Origin of the sequence: Micromonospora sp. DSM 45708, from assembly GCF_039566955.1 — a bacterium.
Taxonomy (GTDB): Bacteria; Actinomycetota; Actinomycetes; order Mycobacteriales; family Micromonosporaceae; genus Micromonospora.
Window position 1 is genome coordinate 3,955,372 of the sequence record NZ_CP154796.1, and the last position, 17,140, is coordinate 3,972,511.

A 17,140-nucleotide genomic window follows, 5' to 3' on the forward strand; every position below is an offset into this window, starting at 1 on the left:
CCCTGTCGGTGAGGTTCGAGGACTCATGCGCCGATGTCCGATCGGGCCGCGGCCCGGACGATGGCGCCCTGCTGCCGCCGGTCGAGCGTGCCGCTGGTGACCAGCACGGCGGTGACCGCTTCGACGTGCCGGACGAAGGCGGCGTGGTCGGGGTAGTCGGCGTGTTCGTCGATCAGGTCGTTGATGGTGCAGCCGTCGCCGGTGTCGACGTTCGCCACGCCGGTGTCGTCGCCGTCGATGATCACCGTGGCGCGGGTGTCCGACACGGGGCAGCCGTCGGTGCCGTCGGCCACAACGGTGAACGTGGCCGACTGCGCGGTGGCGGCGTTGCCCGCCGTGTCGGTCGCCCGGTACCGCAGCGTGTGCGCGCCGGGCGCGCGGACGACGACCGGAGCCGTGTACGCGGTCCAGGCGCCGGTGTCGAGGGCGTACTCGACGCTGGCCACACCCGAGTCGGCGTCGGTGGCCGTGACGGTCACCGTCGCCCCGCCGACGTACGCGCCGTCGTCGTTGTGGTCACCGGTCACCGTGGCGGTGACAGTGGGTGGGGTGGTGTCCTCGGCCGGCGGCTCGACGACGGTGAAGTGGGCCATCTGCTCGGCCGAGGTGTTACCGGCGGCGTCGGTCGCCCGGTAGTGCAGCATGTGCATCCCTGGCGCCGTGACGACCACCGGGCTCGTGTACGCGGTGAAGGCGGCGCCGTCGAGGGCGTACTCGATGCTGGCGACGCCGGAGCCGGCGTCGGTGGCGGTCAGTGTGGCGGTGGCCGTACCGATGTAGTTGCCGTCGCCGTCGCGGTCGCCGGCCAGCGCGGCCGTGACCACCGGTGGCGTGGTGTCCTCCTCCCCCGGCTCCACGACCCGGAACGCCACCGAACCGACGGTGCTGGTGTTGCCGGCCTGGTCGGTGGCCCGGAACTGCACCGAGTGGTCACCGATCGCGGTCACCCGCACGGGCTGGGTGTACGGCTCGAAGCCGGTGTCGTCGACCTGGTATTCCACGGTGTCCACCCCCGAGCCGGCGTCGGTGGCCGTCACGGTCACCGTTGCCGCGCCCAGGTAGTTGCCGTCGCCGTCGCGGTCGCCCGTCACGGCGGCGGTCACCGTCGGCGGCGTGGTGTCGCCGCCGCCGTCGGTGACCACCAGCTCGCCGACCATCTGGCCGTGGCCCGGGATCGAGCAGAAGTAGCGGTACCGGCCCGGGGTCAGCGTCACGGTCGCCTGGTGCCGACCGTCGTTGGCGTCGAACGGGCTGGCCAGGATGTTCAGCGTGACATCGTGGTTGTAGCCCTCGGTGCTGGTGTCGAAGGTCAGCGTGTGCGGCATGCCGGTGGTGTTGCCGGTGGCCGCGCTGTTCTCCCAGATGATCGTGGTCGCCCCGGCCACGGCCGTGGTGGGTGCGGACTTGTAGCGGGTGATGTTGTCGTCGGCGGTCCAGGTCAGCACCTGTTCCTCGGCGCGGGGGGCGGCGGAGGCGGACGGCGCTGTCAACGGGATCACCGTGAGCAGCAGCGCCGCCAGCGCGGCGGTCAGTCGTCGGGTCATCGTCACTCCTAGAGTTCCCGTACGCGGACGTTGCGGAACTCGGCCAGGTCGTTGTCACCGTGGTTCTGCAGACCGATGAAGCCGCGCAGGAACTGCCGCAGATCGGTCGGCGGGTCGCCGGCGCGCGAGGACTGCTTGCCGGGCGTGTTGTCGAACTCGTTGATCACCACGCCGTTGCGGATCATCGTGTAGTGCTGCCCGACGGCACGGATCTCGTAGTCGTTCCACTCGTTCTTCGGCGTCACGCCGGCCTGGGCGAGCGGCACCGGGTCGAAGTTGTAGACCGAGCCGGTCTTCTGCGGTTCACCGGTGTCACCGTCGTAGATCTGGATCTCGTGTCCGCAGTAGATCGCCATCCAGGCGGTCGAGGTCCGCGCCGAACCGATGGTGCCGCAACTGCCCGGCGGTCGCTGTTCCAGGGGGGTTCGCAGGTCCGGGAACCGGATGAAGACCCCGGTGTTGGCCCGGCCGGTGCCCGGTGCGATGTCCTTGAACTGCAACTTCAGCGAGAAGTCGCCCAGTTCCCTGGTGTGCCAGAGCATCCCCAGACCACCGCTGGGCCGCAGCGACCCGTCCGGCTGGATCGAGAACGATCCCGTCGGCGCCTGCTGCCAGCCGAGCAGTGACTCGGCGGTGCCGTCGTAGAGCGGCTCGTACCCGGTGTGCCCGTCCCGGCCGATCGGGGACGCGGCGGCCAGTCGGGTGAGGGTGCCGGCTTCCCGGCTGCTGAGCAGGTCGTCGTCCTGCAGGCCACGGGCCACGGTGGTGACGTGCCGGACGAAACCGTCGTGGTCGGCCCAGGTGCTCTCGTCGTCGATCAGGTCGTTGGCGGTGCAGCCCTGCCCGACCACGCGACTGGGCACCCCGGTGTCGGTGTCGCCGAGCCACACCGTCGTCCGGTCGTCGGGCACCGCGCAGCCCACCGTCACCGCGGTCTGCACCGTCGCGGTATCACCGTCGGCGTACGTGACGGTCAGTTTCGCGGTGTAGACGCCGACCTTCGCGTACACGTGTCGGGGGTTCGCCTCGGTCGACGTGGCACCGTCGCCGAACTCCCAGCGGTAGCTGACCCCGCCGGAGCGGGCGCCGGTGAAGGCGATGGTCAGCGGCTTGTTCTGTACGGCGACCGAGGTGGCCGCCGGCGCCGGGGTGGGCGCGCCGCCGGTGTAGGTGATCCGGATCAGCTTCTGGTTGGGGTGCAGGCTGAAGAACCCGCCGCCGTAGTCCAGCAGGTAGAGCGCCCCGTCCGGGCCGAACTTGGCGTCCATCCAGCTCTGCAGGCGGGTGTCGCCGTTGCCGCCTGGGATGATGGCCCGCAGCGACTCGGCGTACACCGGTGGGGCGGCCTGCGGCACTCCGGCCGGGTCGACGGTGACCGCGATCCGGTTGGACGCGTTCGACTGGTCGCCGATGAGCCACTTGCCGTCCCAGTGCTCCGGCCACGCCACGCCGCTGGTGGTGTCGACAAGCTCCCGGTGGTACGTCGGGCCGGACATGATCGCCTGCCCGCCGCCGCGCAGGTACGGCTGCGTGTAGGTGGCGTCCGCCGCCACGTAGGTCGGCAGGCCGCTGCCGTCGGTGCGCTTCGGGAACACCGGCCCGCCGCCGTCCGGCGAGTACCAGATCATGTTGTCCCTGGCCGCCGGGATGTCCACCAGCCCGGTGTTGCGCGGCGACTCGTTCTTCAGGTTGTCGCAGTCGTACCAGCCGGTCAGCACTGTCGCGTCGGTGGTGCTGCGGTCCCGGTACGGCTGCCGGTTGCCCATGCAGTACGGCCAGCCCTGGTTGCCCGCCGAGGTGATGATCGTGGCGGTCTCGTACTTGGCCGGGCCCAGCGTGGGGCTGGGCGACGAGGCGTCCGGGCCGACCCAGCCGGCGGTCAGCCACTGGTGCATCGGGTCGATCTGGAGGCGGGCGATGTTGCGCACGCCCATCACGTAGATCTCCGGTCGGGTCTTCTCGGTGCCCGGCGGGAACAGGTTGCCCTCCGGGATGGTGTACGTGCCGTCCGGCTCCGGGTGGATCCGGATGATCTTGCCGGCGAGGTCGTTGGTGTTCCCCGACGTACGGCGGGCGTCCTGAAACGAGATGCCCTGGTACTCCTGGGTCCAGTTGTTGCCGGAGTAGCCCTGCGACCCCTCGGAGGAGTTGTTGTCGCCGGAGCCGACGTAGAGGTTGCCCTTGGCGTCGAACGCCATGCCGCCGCCGGCGTGGCAGCAACTGTGGATCTGCACCGGGAACTGCAGCAGGTCCTTGCGGGTGGCCTGGTCGATGGTCTGCGCCTGGCGGTCGTAGGTGAACCGGGAGACGGTGCGCTGCCCGACCCGCTTCACCCGGTCGATCGACTCGTGCGGCATCCAGTAGACGTAGAGCCAGTCGTTCTCGGCGAACGCCGGGTCGGGCACGATGCCGAGCAGGCCCTCCTCGTTCTTCACCAGCTCGGAGCCGCTGCCCCGGTTGCCCATCACCTGCAGGGTGGTGAGCAGTTTGGCCTGCTTGGTGCGCGGATCCCAGGAGTGGATGGTGCCGCAGCCCAAGCCGACCTTCGGGTCGTTCCAGTCCGCGACCGGGCCGCTGGGGCAGGCCGCCTTGCCGACGTAGAAGACGGTGCCGTCCGGGGCGATGGTGAGCCCGTGCGGCTCGCCGATCTGGTCCAGTTGCCCGGTCTGGTTGGCGGCGGTGAGACGCTCCACCTTGTAGTTGGCGGCGATCGTCGCCTGGCAGTCGCCGCGGACGCGACCGGTGGTCCAGTTGAGGGCCCCGGCGAGGTGCGCGCGGAACGCCTCCTCACCGTAGCTGCCCTCGGTGTGGCCCATGCCGGTGTAGAACGACCGGCCACCGTCGTAGTCCCGGCACCAGGACACCGGATGGAACGCGCCGTTGGCGCCCGCCCCCGCGTTGTAGTGCCGCTCCTCGACCTGGGCGAGGGTGTGCACGCTGCCGATCGGGTTGGGATCCCAGTTCTCCCAGCGGTCGGAGCGGGTGAGGGTCAGCGGCAGCGACGCCGTGGCCGGGTGCGTGCGGTCCAGGATGTCCACCACCGCGCGGTTCACCGGGGGCGGCTCGGGTGCGGTGGTGCTGCCGGTGAACAGGCGCAGGTCGGCGAGCTGGGTCAGCGGCTCGCCGCTGTTCGCGGTGACGTTCAACCGGTAGCGCGTGAACTCCTGCGGCGTGGCGATGTCGAACCGCCGGGTCTGGAACCGGTCCGGGAACGTCTGCCCGGTGCGGCGGTCCAGGTCGGTCCAGCTCTGCCCGTCCGTGGAGCCCTGGAGCGTCCAGTCCTTCGGGTCCCGGCCGGCGGAGTCGTTGGCCGACGTGAGCGCGTAGCCGGTGATCCGCTTGGCCGCGCTCAGCTCGTACGCCACCCAGGCGGTCGGGGTGCGGACCAGCCACTTCGTGTTGGCGTCCCCGTCGGTCAGCTTCTCCTTGGTCTCGTTGGGCGGGTTCTCGCCGCTGGCGGTCACCCGGGCCACCGGCTCGGCCACCGGGATGGCGCCGGCCGGCCGGGTGCCGATCAGGCCGGTGAACCAGGTGGAGTCGACCTGCGCGCGGGCGGCGTCGGCGATGCCGACGAAGCCGCCGCCGGCCTTCACGTAGCTCTGCAGCGCCGACTCCTGGTCGCGGTTGAGCGCGGCGCCCGTCGCGGAGAGGAAGACCACGCTGCGGTACGCGGACAGCCCGGCCGTGGTGAACGTGCCCGGGTCGGTGGTGGCCGTGACATCGATGTCATGACCGGCAGCGAGTTGTTTGATGGTGTCCACGGCGCGCGAGACCGGGTCCTGTTGCTCGGCCACCGGGCCGTGGAACACGAGGACCGCGGTCCTCTGCGGTTGCGCCGCCTGCGGGGCTGCTGCCGATCGTGGCGCGGCCGCAGCCGCCGTGGTCGCCGGAATCAGTGCCGCGAAGGCCGCTACCGCGGCAAGGGTTCGTCGTAGTTTTCTGGTCATGCCCGTCCCCACTTTCGGTTGGGTCAGCTTCCGTGCGTGTGGGTGTGGCCCTGGAACCGGTGGATCGCCTCCTCGGCGCCCGGCGGCATGCTGCCGTCGGCGTTGCGCACCAGGAAGATGCCGGCCATCCCGCCGTCGGAGTGGCTCTGCACGTGGCAGTGGTACATCCACGCGCCGGGTCCGACACCCTCCCCGGCCAGCACCTGGAAACCGAACGAGCTGCCCGGGTTGAGGTCCTTGTTGTCGATCACCAGGCTCGGGTCGCTCGGCCCCTCCAACATTCCGGTGCGGTTGTCCGCCCACCGGTGCGCGTGCAGGTGGAAGGTGTGGAACAGGTTGCCGTGGCCGATGGCCACCCACTCCACGCGCTCGCCCAGGTTCGCCTCGAACATCGGCGTCTCCGGGGCCATCCTGTTGTTGATCATCATCTCGTTGAACACGACGGTGAACTGCTTCGACGGCAGGATGTCGCCGCGCCGCCGGACGATCAGCGCCCCGTAGAGGCCCTTCGCGATACCGCCGGTGCCGTGGTCGGTGCCCATGGCGTGATCGTGGTAGTGCCAGTAGCCGGCGCTGCCGGGCATGTACCGCCGGCCGGCGGCGGCCACCATCTCGTGGGAGCGCCAGACGTACGTCCGCGTCTCGCCGGGGTTGTTGAACGAGGCGTTGAACGGACTGCCGTCGGATTCGGTGCTGTAGTCGACCCCGTGCGGGTGGATGGACAGCCGCTGCGTCGTGGTGTTGACCAGGGTAATCTCCAATGTGTCACCCTCGTACATCTCCAGGGTCGGCCCGGGGACGGTGGCCTGACCGGGTGCCAGGCCGTACCCGTACAGGCCGCCGGGCACCTGCTCGGCGTAGATGGTGACCTTCTTGGTGACGCCGGTGGCGGCTCGGGCGGGGCTGCCTCCGAACGCGGCGCCGATCGCCGGGGCGGACGCGCCCAACGCCCCGGCGGCGAGCGCGCCGGTAGCGATCAGAGATCGGCGGGACAGGTGGCGGTCAGCGCCAATGGCGTGATCGTCCATGGGTCTCCGTTCCCGACCGGGCGAAGACGCGACGAAGGCAGGGTGCATCGACCCGAGCACGGGGGCGGTGGCACGACTGAGGGTGAGGCTCGTCGCGAACTTGCTCGGAAGACTCAAAGCTTTCGATGGATGACAGCAACTTATGTAATCCATCGACGAAAGTACAGCCCTGATTGCAAAAAGATTACCTTGACGTCACGACGGCCATCGATTGACATGAAGCTGACACACAAGCAGGAGCGCAGACGACGACGCCGGGTTGCCCTCGATGGGGCAACCCGGCGGACCGGCGTACGGCAGCTGCGCTCAGAGCTTGTGGCGGTCGTCCGCCGGCAGGGCGGGGGCCTCCGGTGGCTCGGGCGACTGGACGGGAAGACCGAGCTGCGCGACGCGGGTCGGGTCGAGCACCCGGGCGAGGAAGGCGCGGGTCCGCTCGTGCTTCGGCGCGCCCAGCACCTCCTGCGGCGGGCCCTGCTCGACGACCACGCCACCGTCCATGAACACGACCCGATCGGCGACCTCGCGGGCGAACGCCATCTCGTGGGTGACCACCATCATCGTCATGCCGTCCTCGGCCAGCTTGCGCATGACGGTGAGCACGTCGCCGACCAGCTCCGGGTCGAGCGCGGAGGTCGGCTCATCGAACAGCATCAGCTTCGGCTCCATCGACAGCGACCGCGCGATGGCCGCCCGCTGCTGCTGCCCGCCGGAGAGCTGCGCCGGGAAGGCGTCGGCCTTGTCGCTCAGCCCGACGCGCTCCAGGTTGGCCCGTGCGATCCGCGCGGCCTCGGCGCGACCGCGTCGCAGCACCTTGCGCTGCGTGACGGTGAGGTTGTTCAGGACGGTCAGGTACGGGAACAGGCTGAACGACTGGAAGACCATGCCGATGCCGCGGCGGACCGCGTCGATCTCGACGTCCGGGTCGGTCATCTCGACCCCGTTGACCCAGATCCGCCGGTTCTGCGCATTCCTCGACTTCCCCTACCATCCCCGGCTGCACGCGCACAGCGCTCCACGCGAGTCGCACGGCCCGGCAGGCGACCGACGCCTGCCGATCGACAGGCGCGTCCGAGCTCTTTGCGACGAGCTGACCGAGCGGCTCGATCGCGCCGTGGCCGACACCCGATCCGAGACGGAGGCGGCCGATCGTGGCTGAACCCACAACCCGTACCGCGAAGGCGAGCACCTCGGCTGAGCCCGTTCGCACGGTCGGCGGCATATGGGTGCACCAGATCTTGGTCCGGCGCACGGCCATCGGCCAAACAGTGGCGCCGCCGGCTCGGTGCTTCAGCACGTCCAGCAGGAGAGCGAACCTTAGTTCGTGCTGCGTTCCCTGCCGACGCAGCGACCTCACCAACGCGGTCGTGCGCCAGGTCGTCGTCGATGGCTTAATACTCCAGCCGGGGATGTTGACCTCGGCTGAGCTGCGGTTTGGTGCGGTGGGGGTACGAGGACAGCCACCGTCGATCATGGACGGTTGTGTGGACTGACCATGACGCAGCGGTGGCTGCCGGATACAGGGTAGACGCCCAGCGGTGGCGGGTGTTGTTCGACGAGCTGATGTTGACGGTCGGGCGGCGTTTCCGCAGGCCCGAGCCGCGCCGCCGGGTTCGTGACTTCGTCCGAGGGCTGTTGGCGCCGCTACCGCGGAAGAACTGCTGGAGCATCGCTGAGCACGCCGGGGACGCCAGCCCGGACGGGATGCAGGACCTGCTGACCCGGGTGACGTGGGACGACGCTGAGGTTCGTGCCGATGTCCGCGAGTTCGTCGGTGAGCATCTCGGTGATGTCGAGGCCGTGCTGGTCATCGACGAGACGGGTGATCTGAAGAAGGGCCGGCACACCGTCGGGGTACAGCGGCAGTACTCGGGCACGGCCGGGAAGATCGAGAACTGTCAGCTCGCCGTGCACCTGGTCTATGCCACCGAGGCTGGGCACGCGATGCTCGACACGGCCCTCTACCTGCCGAAGTCGTGGTGCGACGACCCTGATCGCCGCGCCGAGGCCGGTGTCCCTGAGCAGGTGCGCTTCGCGACCAAACCGCAGTTGGCGTCCCGCATGATCGCCGCCGCGGTCACCGCTGGGCTGCCGTGCCGGTGGGCGACCGGCGACGAGGCCTACGGCAGCGATCCGCGGCTGGCCGCCCGGCTGCGTCAGCTACGACTGGGCTACGTCCTGGCCGTGGCCTGCTCACATCAGGTGATCACCGGCCTGGGCATCTACCGCGTCGACGGCCTCGCCGCCGAGCTTCCCGACACCGCCTGGCAACGGCTCTCCGCCGGTCGAGGCGCGAAGGGCCACCGCTACTACGACTGGTCCTTCGTCGCCCTGCCCCACGCCACCGACGCCCACGGCGGGCACCACTGGCTGCTGATCCGCCGCAGCCGCCGCACCGGTGAACTGGCCTTCTACCGCTGCTGGTCACCCGAGGTCGTCTCCCTCGGCACTCTCGTCGCGGTCGCCGGCCGGCGCTGGAAGATCGAGGAGTCGTTCCAGGCCGCGAAGACTGGCCTCGGCCTCGACCAGCACCAACACCGCCGCTGGACCTCCTGGCACCGCTGGAGCACCCTGGCGATCCTCGCCCACGCGTTCCTCGCCGCCGCGACCACCGAGCACCGCCACCGCTACCAGCCGGTCGGGCTCATCCCCCTGACTGTCAACGAGCTACGCCACCTGTTCCACGTCCTGATCATCGAACCCACCCGCCGACTCTGCGACCCGCTGCTCTGGTCAATCCGCCGACGCCGCCACCAAGCCCGCGCCATGAACAGCCACTACGCCCGACAAGCCCTCATCGAGCCGTGATCACGATCCCCGGCTGGAGTATTAACCCTCCTTGGACCGCAACTCGATTCACCGCTCGGCGATCCCGCCCAGTATCTGGCCGCCGGCGTCGGCCAACGCCTGCGTGAGATCGGTAGAGACGACAAGTGGTTGCCTCACTCGTCGTCGGCCGGTCAGAGTGACCTGTGAAGCCGGGCGGCGCCGTACGAAAGACCGAGACACCGCTGTCGCTGGCCGGGTCGTGAGCGTCGCTGGGATGCTCACCGGCTTTAAGGCTTCACCCGATGGAGGTGACGTGATGGATTTCGTGGAGCTGGTGATCGACGGTCCCATCACTGTCGATCGCGACGACCTCGAAGATGAGCTCAACAACGCGCTCCTCGGACTCGGCGAGGTGACCGGCGCCGGAACGAGTGAGCAGGGCTCTCACCTTGACGTCGACATCCTTGCGGCAGCGGACAGGCAAGCCGTCCTGAACGCCATCTTCGGGGTGCTCGCCACCCTAGACGTTGGTGAGTCCGTGCGGGTCCGGCTTGGCGATGGGCAGACCTGGGTCCGCCCGAGCGAGTGGGAGCTTGCCGAGTCCCGCTGACGCCTGATATTCCCGTCCTAGCTGATGGTTGACGGAGGGGCCTAGGAAGATTCGGAGGGTTCAGCCGAGACGTGCTTGGGGTGGGGTCAGATCGTTGTGATGCTCGACTGAGCGGTGTCCTGGCCCGGTGTATTCGGTGAGGGTGAACCGGCGGTGGTCGTCGGTGGGGCGGACGGTGACGGCGGTGATGCGTTCGTCTTCGAAGCGCAGCGTGAAGACGGGATCTTGGTCGCAAAGGAACGCGAGGCCGTCGCGGTCCTCGTCGGTGTCGCTGACGAGGTGGCCATGGGCGCCCCAGCCGGCGTCGCTGGCGGTGATCACGACGGCCACTTCGACGCTGCCGAGAAGGGTCGAGGTGTTGGCCCACCAGTCCAGCCAGCAGCGGCCCTCGAAGCGGTCCATGCCGTCACCCCCATTCTTACTGGACGTTTGTTTCGCGTTCGCATCAGTCACCTTTTCCAACCTGGCAGTCACGCTCTTCCAGCAGCGGCAGGTGTCCACCGGTGTCCGTGGTGGTCCGCCGCCGCGCGTGCCGATCGTCACCCACTTAGTCACCCGACCCAGGCCAGGGCATCGCTCACTTACACCGACTCCGCTACGGTCGCACTGTGGATCCTCGATCTAAACGAGCGGATACCGGACGGTTACTCGGCACGCTGTTGCTGGTCGCTGGCTTCCTGACCTCGCTGCTCACCATGTCATCGGGCTACGACGGCGTGAAGCCGTATCTCGTTGCGTTTTTCCTCATCCTGACTGGCATGGGACTGCGCATTGAGGCCGCCATCACTGACCGGAAGTTGTAGCCCTCGACCTGGCCGGCCATCCGGCGCGCGCCACGTCATGCGGACCTTGACGCACGGACGGAGGGTCTGCTGCGCCGATAGGTGACATCTGAGACGGCTTGCCCTGCGGGCGGGCTAAGGGACGTCTCGTAACTCGGTGGCCGGTCCATGGTGGATCATGGCGGGGTGCAGGTGATCTCGGCGGCCTGCCCGGAGTGGATCTTTCCGTTCACCGGGCTGCAGCCCGCCCAGTTCCGCAGGTTGGTCCGGCTGGTCGCCGAGCGTGGCGGTGACGCAATCGCTGACGGTCGTCCTGGCCGTCAGTGGTCTCTCGACCTCGCCGACCGGGTCTTGTTGGTCGCCGCGTACTGGCGCACCAACCTCACGATGCGCCAGATCGGCCCACTGTTCGGGGTGTCGCACTCCGCCGCCCACCGGGTCATCGACACCGTCGGCCCCCTGCTCGCTCTGGCACCGGTACGCCGGCGTCGGGTCGACCAGATCACCATCGTCGACGGCACCCTCATCCCGACCCGGGATCACCGCCTGGCCGCCCCGAGCAAGAACTACCGCTACTCGACGAACCTGCAGGTCGCCATCGACGCCCACACCCGCCTCGTCGTCGCCCTCGGCGACCCGCAACCCGGCAACCGCAACGACACCATCGTCTACCGCACCAGCGGCATCCAGCAAAAACTCGACGGGCGGCCGGTCATGGCCGACGGCGCCTACCGCGGCAACCCCGAGGTGATCATCCCGTACCGCAAACCCGCCAACGGCAGCGATCTACCCGACTGGAAGAAGGACCTGAACAAGCAACACCGCACCGTCCGAGCGCAGGTAGAACACGCCCTCGCCCGCATGAAGACCTTCAAGATCCTGCGCGACTACCGCCGCGCCGCCCACACATTGACCGGCACCGCTTCCGGCATCGCCCACCTCCACAACATCATCCTCACCGGGTGACACCAGCACCGGCGCCCGGCAACGCCTTCACCGAGTTACGAGACGTCCTCTAGGAGGATGTCGCTGTGCCCAAGCCTTACCGCGAGAGTTCCGTGATGACGTCATGCGGGTGGCTCGCGACCGTGATCCGGGCGTGACGGTCGAGCAGCGCCAGGGATTTCGAAGTTCACCCGATGACGCTGTTCAAGTGGCTGCGCCAGGCCGACATCGACGCCGGCACCGAGCCTGGCGTCAGCGGCAGCGACTCGGCCGAGCTGCGCGAGGCCCGCAGGTGGATCAAGTTGCTGAAGGAGAACGAGGTCCTGCGACGGGCCAGTTGTGCAGCGTCTCGTGGTTGACGCTGGCTCCCGACCCATGTCACGGATCGTGCGACCGGAGCCGAGCACCAACGCCGCATCCTGGCGCCGGAACTCATCGGAGTACTTGCTCTGTCGAGCCACAGCGGTTTCCTCCTCCTTGGCAGGATGCGAAGTCAGAAGGTGTCCGGTCTGAGGGGTCACCTCATTCCGCGCGCGCCCTGCGGCAGATTCATGTAGGGCGAGCAGGCTCAGATGTGGGCTGGGCAACCCGGGAGTTCGATTCCGCTCATTATCATCTTCGTGCCGCGAGCACAGCTGGGGCGTGGCAGTCGACTGGGAGAGGATCATGGCGGCGGAGGTTTGGAGCGTTCTGCCGGAAGGGCAGCGGCTCCCGTGGTTGTTCACGCCCTTCGAGCGTGTCGGCCCGTTGGAATTCGGCATGACGCACGACCAGGTTCAGGTTGCGGTGCAGGGTTTCCTCAGAGTCGCCGCCTGGCAGGGCACATCGGGCGGTGACGGGTGGGCGGATTTCTGGCTTGAGCAGCCACCCGGTGCGGGGTTCTCCGGGCCGGCGGTGACCGCCTACTACGACGCGTCGATGGCACTCGCAGGTATCGCGCTCAATGCGCTGCGTGGCCCCCAGTTGACCCTTGGGGGAATGCGGCTGGTGGGACAGACGCCGTCGCGCCTTGAGGACGAATTCAGTGACTACCTCGCGGCCCACAGCATGGAGTTGCGGTACTCGCAGCACGCCGATCCGTGCTCACCGCACCTAGTACTCCAGCCGGGGATCGTGATCACGGCTCGATGAGGGCTTGTCGGGCGTAGTGGCTGTTCATGGCGCGGGCTTGGTGGCGGCGTCGGCGGATTGACCAGAGCAGCGGGTCGCAGAGTCGGCGGGTGGGTTCGATGATCAGGACGTGGAACAGGTGGCGTAGCTCGTTGACAGTCAGGGGGATGAGCCCGACCGGCTGGTAGCGGTGGCGGTGCTCGGTGGTCGCGGCGGCGAGGAACGCGTGGGCGAGGATCGCCAGGGTGCTCCAGCGGTGCCAGGAGGTCCAGCGGCGGTGTTGGTGCTGGTCGAGGCCGAGGCCAGTCTTCGCGGCCTGGAACGACTCCTCGATCTTCCAGCGCCGGCCGGCGACCGCGACGAGAGTGCCGAGGGAGACGACCTCGGGTGACCAGCAGCGGTAGAAGGCCAGTTCACCGGTGCGGCGGCTGCGGCGGATCAGCAGCCAGTGGTGCCCGCCGTGGGCGTCGGTGGCGTGGGGCAGGGCGACGAAGGACCAGTCGTAGTAGCGGTGGCCCTTCGCGCCTCGACCGGCGGAGAGCCGTTGCCAGGCGGTGTCGGGAAGCTCGGCGGCGAGGCCGTCGACGCGGTAGATGCCCAGGCCGGTGATCACCTGATGTGAGCAGGCCACGGCCAGGACGTAGCCCAGTCGTAGCTGACGCAGCCGGGCGGCCAGCCGCGGATCGCTGCCGTAGGCCTCGTCGCCGGTCGCCCACCGGCACGGCAGCCCAGCGGTGACCGCGGCGGCGATCATGCGGGACGCCAACTGCGGTTTGGTCGCGAAGCGCACCTGCTCAGGGACACCGGCCTCGGCGCGGCGATCAGGGTCGTCGCACCACGACTTCGGCAGGTAGAGGGCCGTGTCGAGCATCGCGTGCCCAGCCTCGGTGGCATAGACCAGGTGCACGGCGAGCTGACAGTTCTCGATCTTCCCGGCCGTGCCCGAGTACTGCCGCTGTACCCCGACGGTGTGCCGGCCCTTCTTCAGATCACCCGTCTCGTCGATGACCAGCACGGCCTCGACATCACCGAGATGCTCACCGACGAACTCGCGGACATCGGCACGAACCTCAGCGTCGTCCCACGTCACCCGGGTCAGCAGGTCCTGCATCCCGTCCGGGCTGGCGTCCCCGGCGTGCTCAGCGATGCTCCAGCAGTTCTTCCGCGGTAGCGGCGCCAACAGCCCTCGGACGAAGTCACGAACCCGGCGGCGCGGCTCGGGCCTGCGGAAACGCCGCCCGACCGTCAACATCAGCTCGTCGAACAACACCCGCCACCGCTGGGCGTCTACCCTGTATCCGGCAGCCACCGCTGCGTCATGGTCAGTCCACACAACCGTCCATGATCGACGGTGGCTGTCCTCGTACCCCCACCGCACCAAACCGCAGCTCAGCCGAGGTCAACATCCCCGGCTGGAGTACTAGGGGTGGTGCTACGCGCGCAGCGAGCCGGCGACGTGGTGCTGAGCCGCCCAGTGATGGTGACAAAGGCATGGGCCGCTCGCTGCTGGGATACCAGCGAAGGGCCCATCCCGCCAGGGGAGTGGAAGACCTTCGAGTGGTGACCCCGCCCAGCCGCCCGCTGGTAGGCGTCCTCGTCAGCCAACGTGGGCCGTCTGTCGTCAACGCACCGAACCGCCAAGTCCGGGTACCCGCTTCTCGAACCGAGCGCAGATGCGTTACGGCACGCCGTACGACGAGATCGGCGGCATGGACATCCTCGCGTTGAGCCCGGGTGAACTGTGCTTGGATGCCGGCCTGCCCAACGCGGCGCCGGGGTCGGGGCGTCACTGGCCCTCGAAGGGTGGCAAAACCGTTCGAGTCGGGCCAGGCACCGGCAAGCCCGCTCAACGATGATCAGGCTCCCGAGAGCGATCCAGGAGGGGCCCACGTCGGCTGCAACCGCACTGAGCGCGGCCGATCCGGATACCTGGTCCTCGTCCTTCAGCAGCGGCTGACCGACAGTCGGTAGGTGAAGCCTCAATTGAGGTTAGACGTCTGCGGTCCAGGGTTCTCCGACGCCCGCGCGTACCGCAATCCGTCCGGGCGGTAGGTCAAGAACGTCGATCAGGGTGGGGTCCTCGTCGACGGCATGGTGCAGGTGTCCGACCTTGCCGGTGCCGCCGCTCGCGTCAGAGGCTCCGATCAACTGCCAGACGCCGTCGTCCGCGTCGTGACTGACGAACAGGACAGGCTCGTGGCGTTCGAAGACTTCAGGGGTCTGGATACAGGTGGTGCCGAGCAACCAGTGCCGCATCCAACCGGCTCGCCGATCATGCTGCATGACGTGGTCGGCCACCCACCAGACGAACGGCAGGTCCTCGTGGGCCCGCGACTCATCCGCGCTCAGGTGCGGGCCGCCCTGCGGAACCTGCTCGAACGGCTCATCGACGAGCGAGAACGCGTGACCACCCTCGTGCGCGAAGATGACGGCGTGGAACGTGCCACCGCCAGGATTGCCGGCACCAATCCCGATGGACAGACGGGCGGCGTGCGGGTCCGAGCCGGTGGTCCACCCGAACGCGTACGACGCCAACTCGCCACGCGGCCCCACGAACTCGCCGAACGCACGCCGGTCCACGCCTGTGACATCGGCCGTGGGCACCTCGACGAGCGCACCCTCCAACACCTGGATCTCCACGCCGGCAACATAGCTGATCGAAGACATCGACCCGCAGGCACACGCCACCGCCAATCACTTCTGAAGCACGCCCTAGCAGCGGCAGAAGTTTGGCTCCGGCCGTCCACATCTGCGGGACCGGCTGCAGTACCGTCGTGCCGTGCATTTCGTGTATCGCTCCCACTACGAGGGCCGGTTGAGTAAGCGGGTCCGGCGGCTGCCGGACGAGACCGTGCTGAATTGGTTCCGGCGAGGCTGGGACTGCGACGATCCGGAGTCCTGGGTCGAGGACGAGCTGGGCGGTGACGTCTACGGCCTCGATTCTGTCTTCGAGGCGGCGCGGAAACACGGCCTGTCTCGGCCGGCAACGACCAGCGAGCTGCGCGAGCTCCTGCGTGAGCACTTGTACGTCGAGGGTGACGAGGACTTCATCCGCCTCGACGATCACAGCCTTCGGGTACGGACCGATGACGACGAGGTGGAACTGGCCTACTTCTTCCTCGATGACGAGGTGGTCGCGACCGCCCACGACCGGTTGGCATACCTGTTCCAGTCGTGGCCGTTGCCTGGTGCGGGAGGTGAGTTGACGTCGTTCGTCGCCGATGTGCCGGTAACAGTCGTTACGCCCGCCAGTAACGGTGACGCCAGCACGTACGCGGTGTTCCTCACGTTCTACGACGGCGAAAGCCTCGCCTGCTCCCAGCCGCTGGTATTCCCGGGGGTCGGGTTGTGGGAACTGGCCGGACACCTCCGGACCGCGGACCCCGACAGCGGTGCAGCATGGCCACCCGAGCTGCTGGTCCTGCGAGCGCTCGTCGCGCCCGAAGAAGACGCCATCTGGCCGGCGCTGGACCGGTGTAACAGATGGCCCGGCTTCAACCTCAACGCCGAACCGTGGCCCAACCTGCCCAAGGAGCACGGCGCCGCCCACGGCGAAGCCATGGAGCTTCTTACAACGGGCCGATACGTCGACGGCCGACGCCCCGACGCATCGCGCATCAAGGTCGACGAACATCTCGCCCAAGTCACCATGCACTGTGGTCAGTCATTCGGGTACCAGCAGTGGTTCCTCTTCGACACCGTGTGGGCGGCCACTCACCCCGACCTGGCCCAGTCACTGCTGCGCTACAGCAACCACTGGGATCCACTCGAGGACTGAAAGCAGCCGAGCCATCAGCTCCGATCGTCGGGACGAGCGGACGCTGATTGGGCGTGCGGCCAGCGGCAGATCCGCGCAGCTGATCAATGTGTCACTTCCCGCTTTTCGAGCCACCGACGCACCACGGTAAGGTCGGCGTCGGTCAGTCCGAGGAACGGATCGACGCGGTGCAGCAGCGCCGGCTGCGAGTGGTGCGCGGCAACCCAACGCCGATCGGCGTCCGTGATCTCATCATCGAGCCAGACGAACGCACGTCCGGCCGCCCACCGCGCCAGGTGCACAGTCTTCCAATGCACACCGCGCCCCAGTTCCTCGTCGTCGTCAGGCCAGTCCACGACCGCAAGCACCGGAAGGCCAAGCCGCGGCGCGACGACCTCGTTCGCCTCCGCCATCCACGTGCTCGCCCAGACCAACTCGCCCGGCAGAGCGAGCAGACGCCCGCCGTCAACTGGATCAAGCCGATCCAGCAGCGGATTGCCAAAGCCATCAACAGCGTCACCTACCCCGCTGCCGAAACGGCGTGCGCCCGGCGACCGGACCCGGAACGGGATGAGCACACCGTCAACATCGACAAAGATCAACGGTCGCGCAGCGCCGACAAGCACCCTGAAACCGTACCCGTAGGCCACC

Annotated in this window: 15 protein-coding genes and 1 pseudogene; 8 read left to right on the forward strand and 8 right to left on the reverse strand. The window is 68.4% G+C overall.

The annotated features are described in order from the left end of the window. Positions 1-23: 23 nt before the first annotated feature. The 4 genes and pseudogenes from VKK44_RS16660 to VKK44_RS16675 form a co-directional block, all read right to left on the reverse strand. Positions 24-1,544: an OmpL47-type beta-barrel domain-containing protein gene (locus VKK44_RS16660; protein WP_343442016.1), complete on the reverse strand. Its 1,521-nt coding sequence runs from the start codon at positions 1,542-1,544 to the stop codon at positions 24-26. 8 nt (positions 1,545-1,552) lie between these two features. Then, on the reverse strand, positions 1,553-5,338 hold the full coding sequence (locus VKK44_RS16665) for a ThuA domain-containing protein (RefSeq protein ID WP_343442017.1): 3,786 nt from the start codon (positions 5,336-5,338) through the stop codon (positions 1,553-1,555). Between the two features lie 176 nt (positions 5,339-5,514). Then, positions 5,515-6,519 (reverse strand): multicopper oxidase domain-containing protein, encoded by a 1,005-nt coding sequence (locus VKK44_RS16670; RefSeq protein ID WP_343442018.1) that lies wholly within the window; start codon positions 6,517-6,519, stop codon positions 5,515-5,517. A gap of 306 nt (positions 6,520-6,825) precedes the next feature. Beyond that, positions 6,826-7,473 (reverse strand): annotated as a pseudogene (locus VKK44_RS16675) (amino acid ABC transporter ATP-binding protein); the annotation flags it as partial. A gap of 606 nt (positions 7,474-8,079) precedes the next feature. Between VKK44_RS16675 and VKK44_RS16680 the strand changes: the two are divergent. Together VKK44_RS16680 and VKK44_RS16685 are read left to right on the forward strand one after the other, a co-directional pair. After that, on the forward strand, positions 8,080-9,324 hold the full coding sequence (locus VKK44_RS16680; RefSeq protein ID WP_343447794.1) for an IS701 family transposase: 1,245 nt from the start codon (positions 8,080-8,082) through the stop codon (positions 9,322-9,324). A gap of 277 nt (positions 9,325-9,601) precedes the next feature. Further along, positions 9,602-9,895: a hypothetical protein gene (locus VKK44_RS16685; protein ID WP_343442019.1), complete on the forward strand. Its 294-nt coding sequence runs from the start codon at positions 9,602-9,604 to the stop codon at positions 9,893-9,895. A gap of 60 nt (positions 9,896-9,955) precedes the next feature. Here the strand turns inward: VKK44_RS16685 and VKK44_RS16690 are convergent, their stop codons facing one another. Then, positions 9,956-10,297, reverse strand: coding sequence for a hypothetical protein (locus VKK44_RS16690; protein ID WP_343442020.1), 342 nt, complete (start codon positions 10,295-10,297; stop codon positions 9,956-9,958). 206 nt (positions 10,298-10,503) lie between these two features. Here VKK44_RS16690 and VKK44_RS16695 point away from each other — a divergent pair, with 206 nt between their 5' ends. The 4 genes from VKK44_RS16695 to VKK44_RS16710 all read left to right on the forward strand — a co-directional run bounded on the left by VKK44_RS16695 (position 10,504) and on the right by VKK44_RS16710 (position 12,753). Continuing rightward, positions 10,504-10,698 carry a hypothetical protein gene (locus VKK44_RS16695; protein ID WP_343442021.1) on the forward strand — a complete coding sequence of 65 codons (195 nt, stop codon included), beginning with the start codon at positions 10,504-10,506 and terminating at the stop codon, positions 10,696-10,698. 165 nt (positions 10,699-10,863) lie between these two features. Further along, complete coding sequence (locus VKK44_RS16700; protein WP_343442022.1) at positions 10,864-11,643, forward strand: transposase family protein; 780 nt, start codon at positions 10,864-10,866, stop codon at positions 11,641-11,643. Positions 11,644-11,816: 173 nt separating this feature from the next. Further along, complete coding sequence (locus VKK44_RS16705) at positions 11,817-11,981, forward strand: hypothetical protein (RefSeq protein ID WP_343442023.1); 165 nt, start codon at positions 11,817-11,819, stop codon at positions 11,979-11,981. A 283-nt stretch (positions 11,982-12,264) separates the two neighbouring features. Next, entirely contained in the window at positions 12,265-12,753 is a 489-nt protein-coding gene (locus tag VKK44_RS16710) for a hypothetical protein (RefSeq protein WP_343442024.1), read from the forward strand. On the opposite strand, the gene VKK44_RS16715 is transcribed toward VKK44_RS16710, so the two are convergent. Further along, positions 12,740-13,984 (reverse strand): IS701 family transposase, encoded by a 1,245-nt coding sequence (locus tag VKK44_RS16715; RefSeq protein WP_343447794.1) that lies wholly within the window; start codon positions 13,982-13,984, stop codon positions 12,740-12,742. The genes VKK44_RS16710 and VKK44_RS16715 overlap by 14 nt on opposite strands. Positions 13,985-14,405: 421 nt before the next feature. Here VKK44_RS16715 and VKK44_RS16720 point away from each other — a divergent pair, with 421 nt between their 5' ends. Beyond that, positions 14,406-14,588 (forward strand): hypothetical protein, encoded by a 183-nt coding sequence (locus VKK44_RS16720; RefSeq protein WP_343442025.1) that lies wholly within the window; start codon positions 14,406-14,408, stop codon positions 14,586-14,588. A 133-nt stretch (positions 14,589-14,721) separates the two neighbouring features. On the opposite strand, the gene VKK44_RS16725 is transcribed toward VKK44_RS16720, so the two are convergent. Then, the gene (locus VKK44_RS16725; protein ID WP_343442026.1) at positions 14,722-15,372 is read right to left on the reverse strand and encodes a hypothetical protein; all 651 of its coding nucleotides are present in this window, start codon (positions 15,370-15,372) and stop codon (positions 14,722-14,724) included. A 139-nt stretch (positions 15,373-15,511) separates the two neighbouring features. Between VKK44_RS16725 and VKK44_RS16730 the strand changes: the two genes are divergently transcribed. Next, positions 15,512-16,510 carry a hypothetical protein gene (locus VKK44_RS16730; RefSeq protein ID WP_343442027.1) on the forward strand — a complete coding sequence of 333 codons (999 nt, stop codon included), beginning with the start codon at positions 15,512-15,514 and terminating at the stop codon, positions 16,508-16,510. A gap of 83 nt (positions 16,511-16,593) precedes the next feature. Here the strand turns inward: VKK44_RS16730 and VKK44_RS16735 are convergent, their stop codons facing one another. Beyond that, positions 16,594-17,091 (reverse strand): HAD domain-containing protein, encoded by a 498-nt coding sequence (locus VKK44_RS16735; protein ID WP_458351674.1) that lies wholly within the window; start codon positions 17,089-17,091, stop codon positions 16,594-16,596. Positions 17,092-17,140: the final 49 nt, after the last annotated feature.

Bases quoted from the DNA above. Each gene is read 5' to 3' on its own strand.
- VKK44_RS16715 (WP_343447794.1), bottom strand. From the start codon at position 13,984: ATGTTGACGGTCGGGCGGCGTTTCCGCAGGCCCGAGCCGCGCCGCCGG.
- VKK44_RS16720 (WP_343442025.1), top strand. From the start codon at position 14,406: ATGCGTTACGGCACGCCGTACGACGAGATCGGCGGCATGGACATCCTC.
- VKK44_RS16685 (WP_343442019.1), top strand. From the start codon at position 9,602: ATGGATTTCGTGGAGCTGGTGATCGACGGTCCCATCACTGTCGATCGC.
- VKK44_RS16670 (WP_343442018.1), bottom strand. From the start codon at position 6,519: ATGGACGATCACGCCATTGGCGCTGACCGCCACCTGTCCCGCCGATCT.
- VKK44_RS16705 (WP_343442023.1), top strand. From the start codon at position 11,817: ATGACGCTGTTCAAGTGGCTGCGCCAGGCCGACATCGACGCCGGCACC.
- VKK44_RS16660 (WP_343442016.1), bottom strand. From the start codon at position 1,544: ATGACCCGACGACTGACCGCCGCGCTGGCGGCGCTGCTGCTCACGGTG.
- VKK44_RS16690 (WP_343442020.1), bottom strand. From the start codon at position 10,297: ATGGACCGCTTCGAGGGCCGCTGCTGGCTGGACTGGTGGGCCAACACC.
- VKK44_RS16680 (WP_343447794.1), top strand. From the start codon at position 8,080: ATGTTGACGGTCGGGCGGCGTTTCCGCAGGCCCGAGCCGCGCCGCCGG.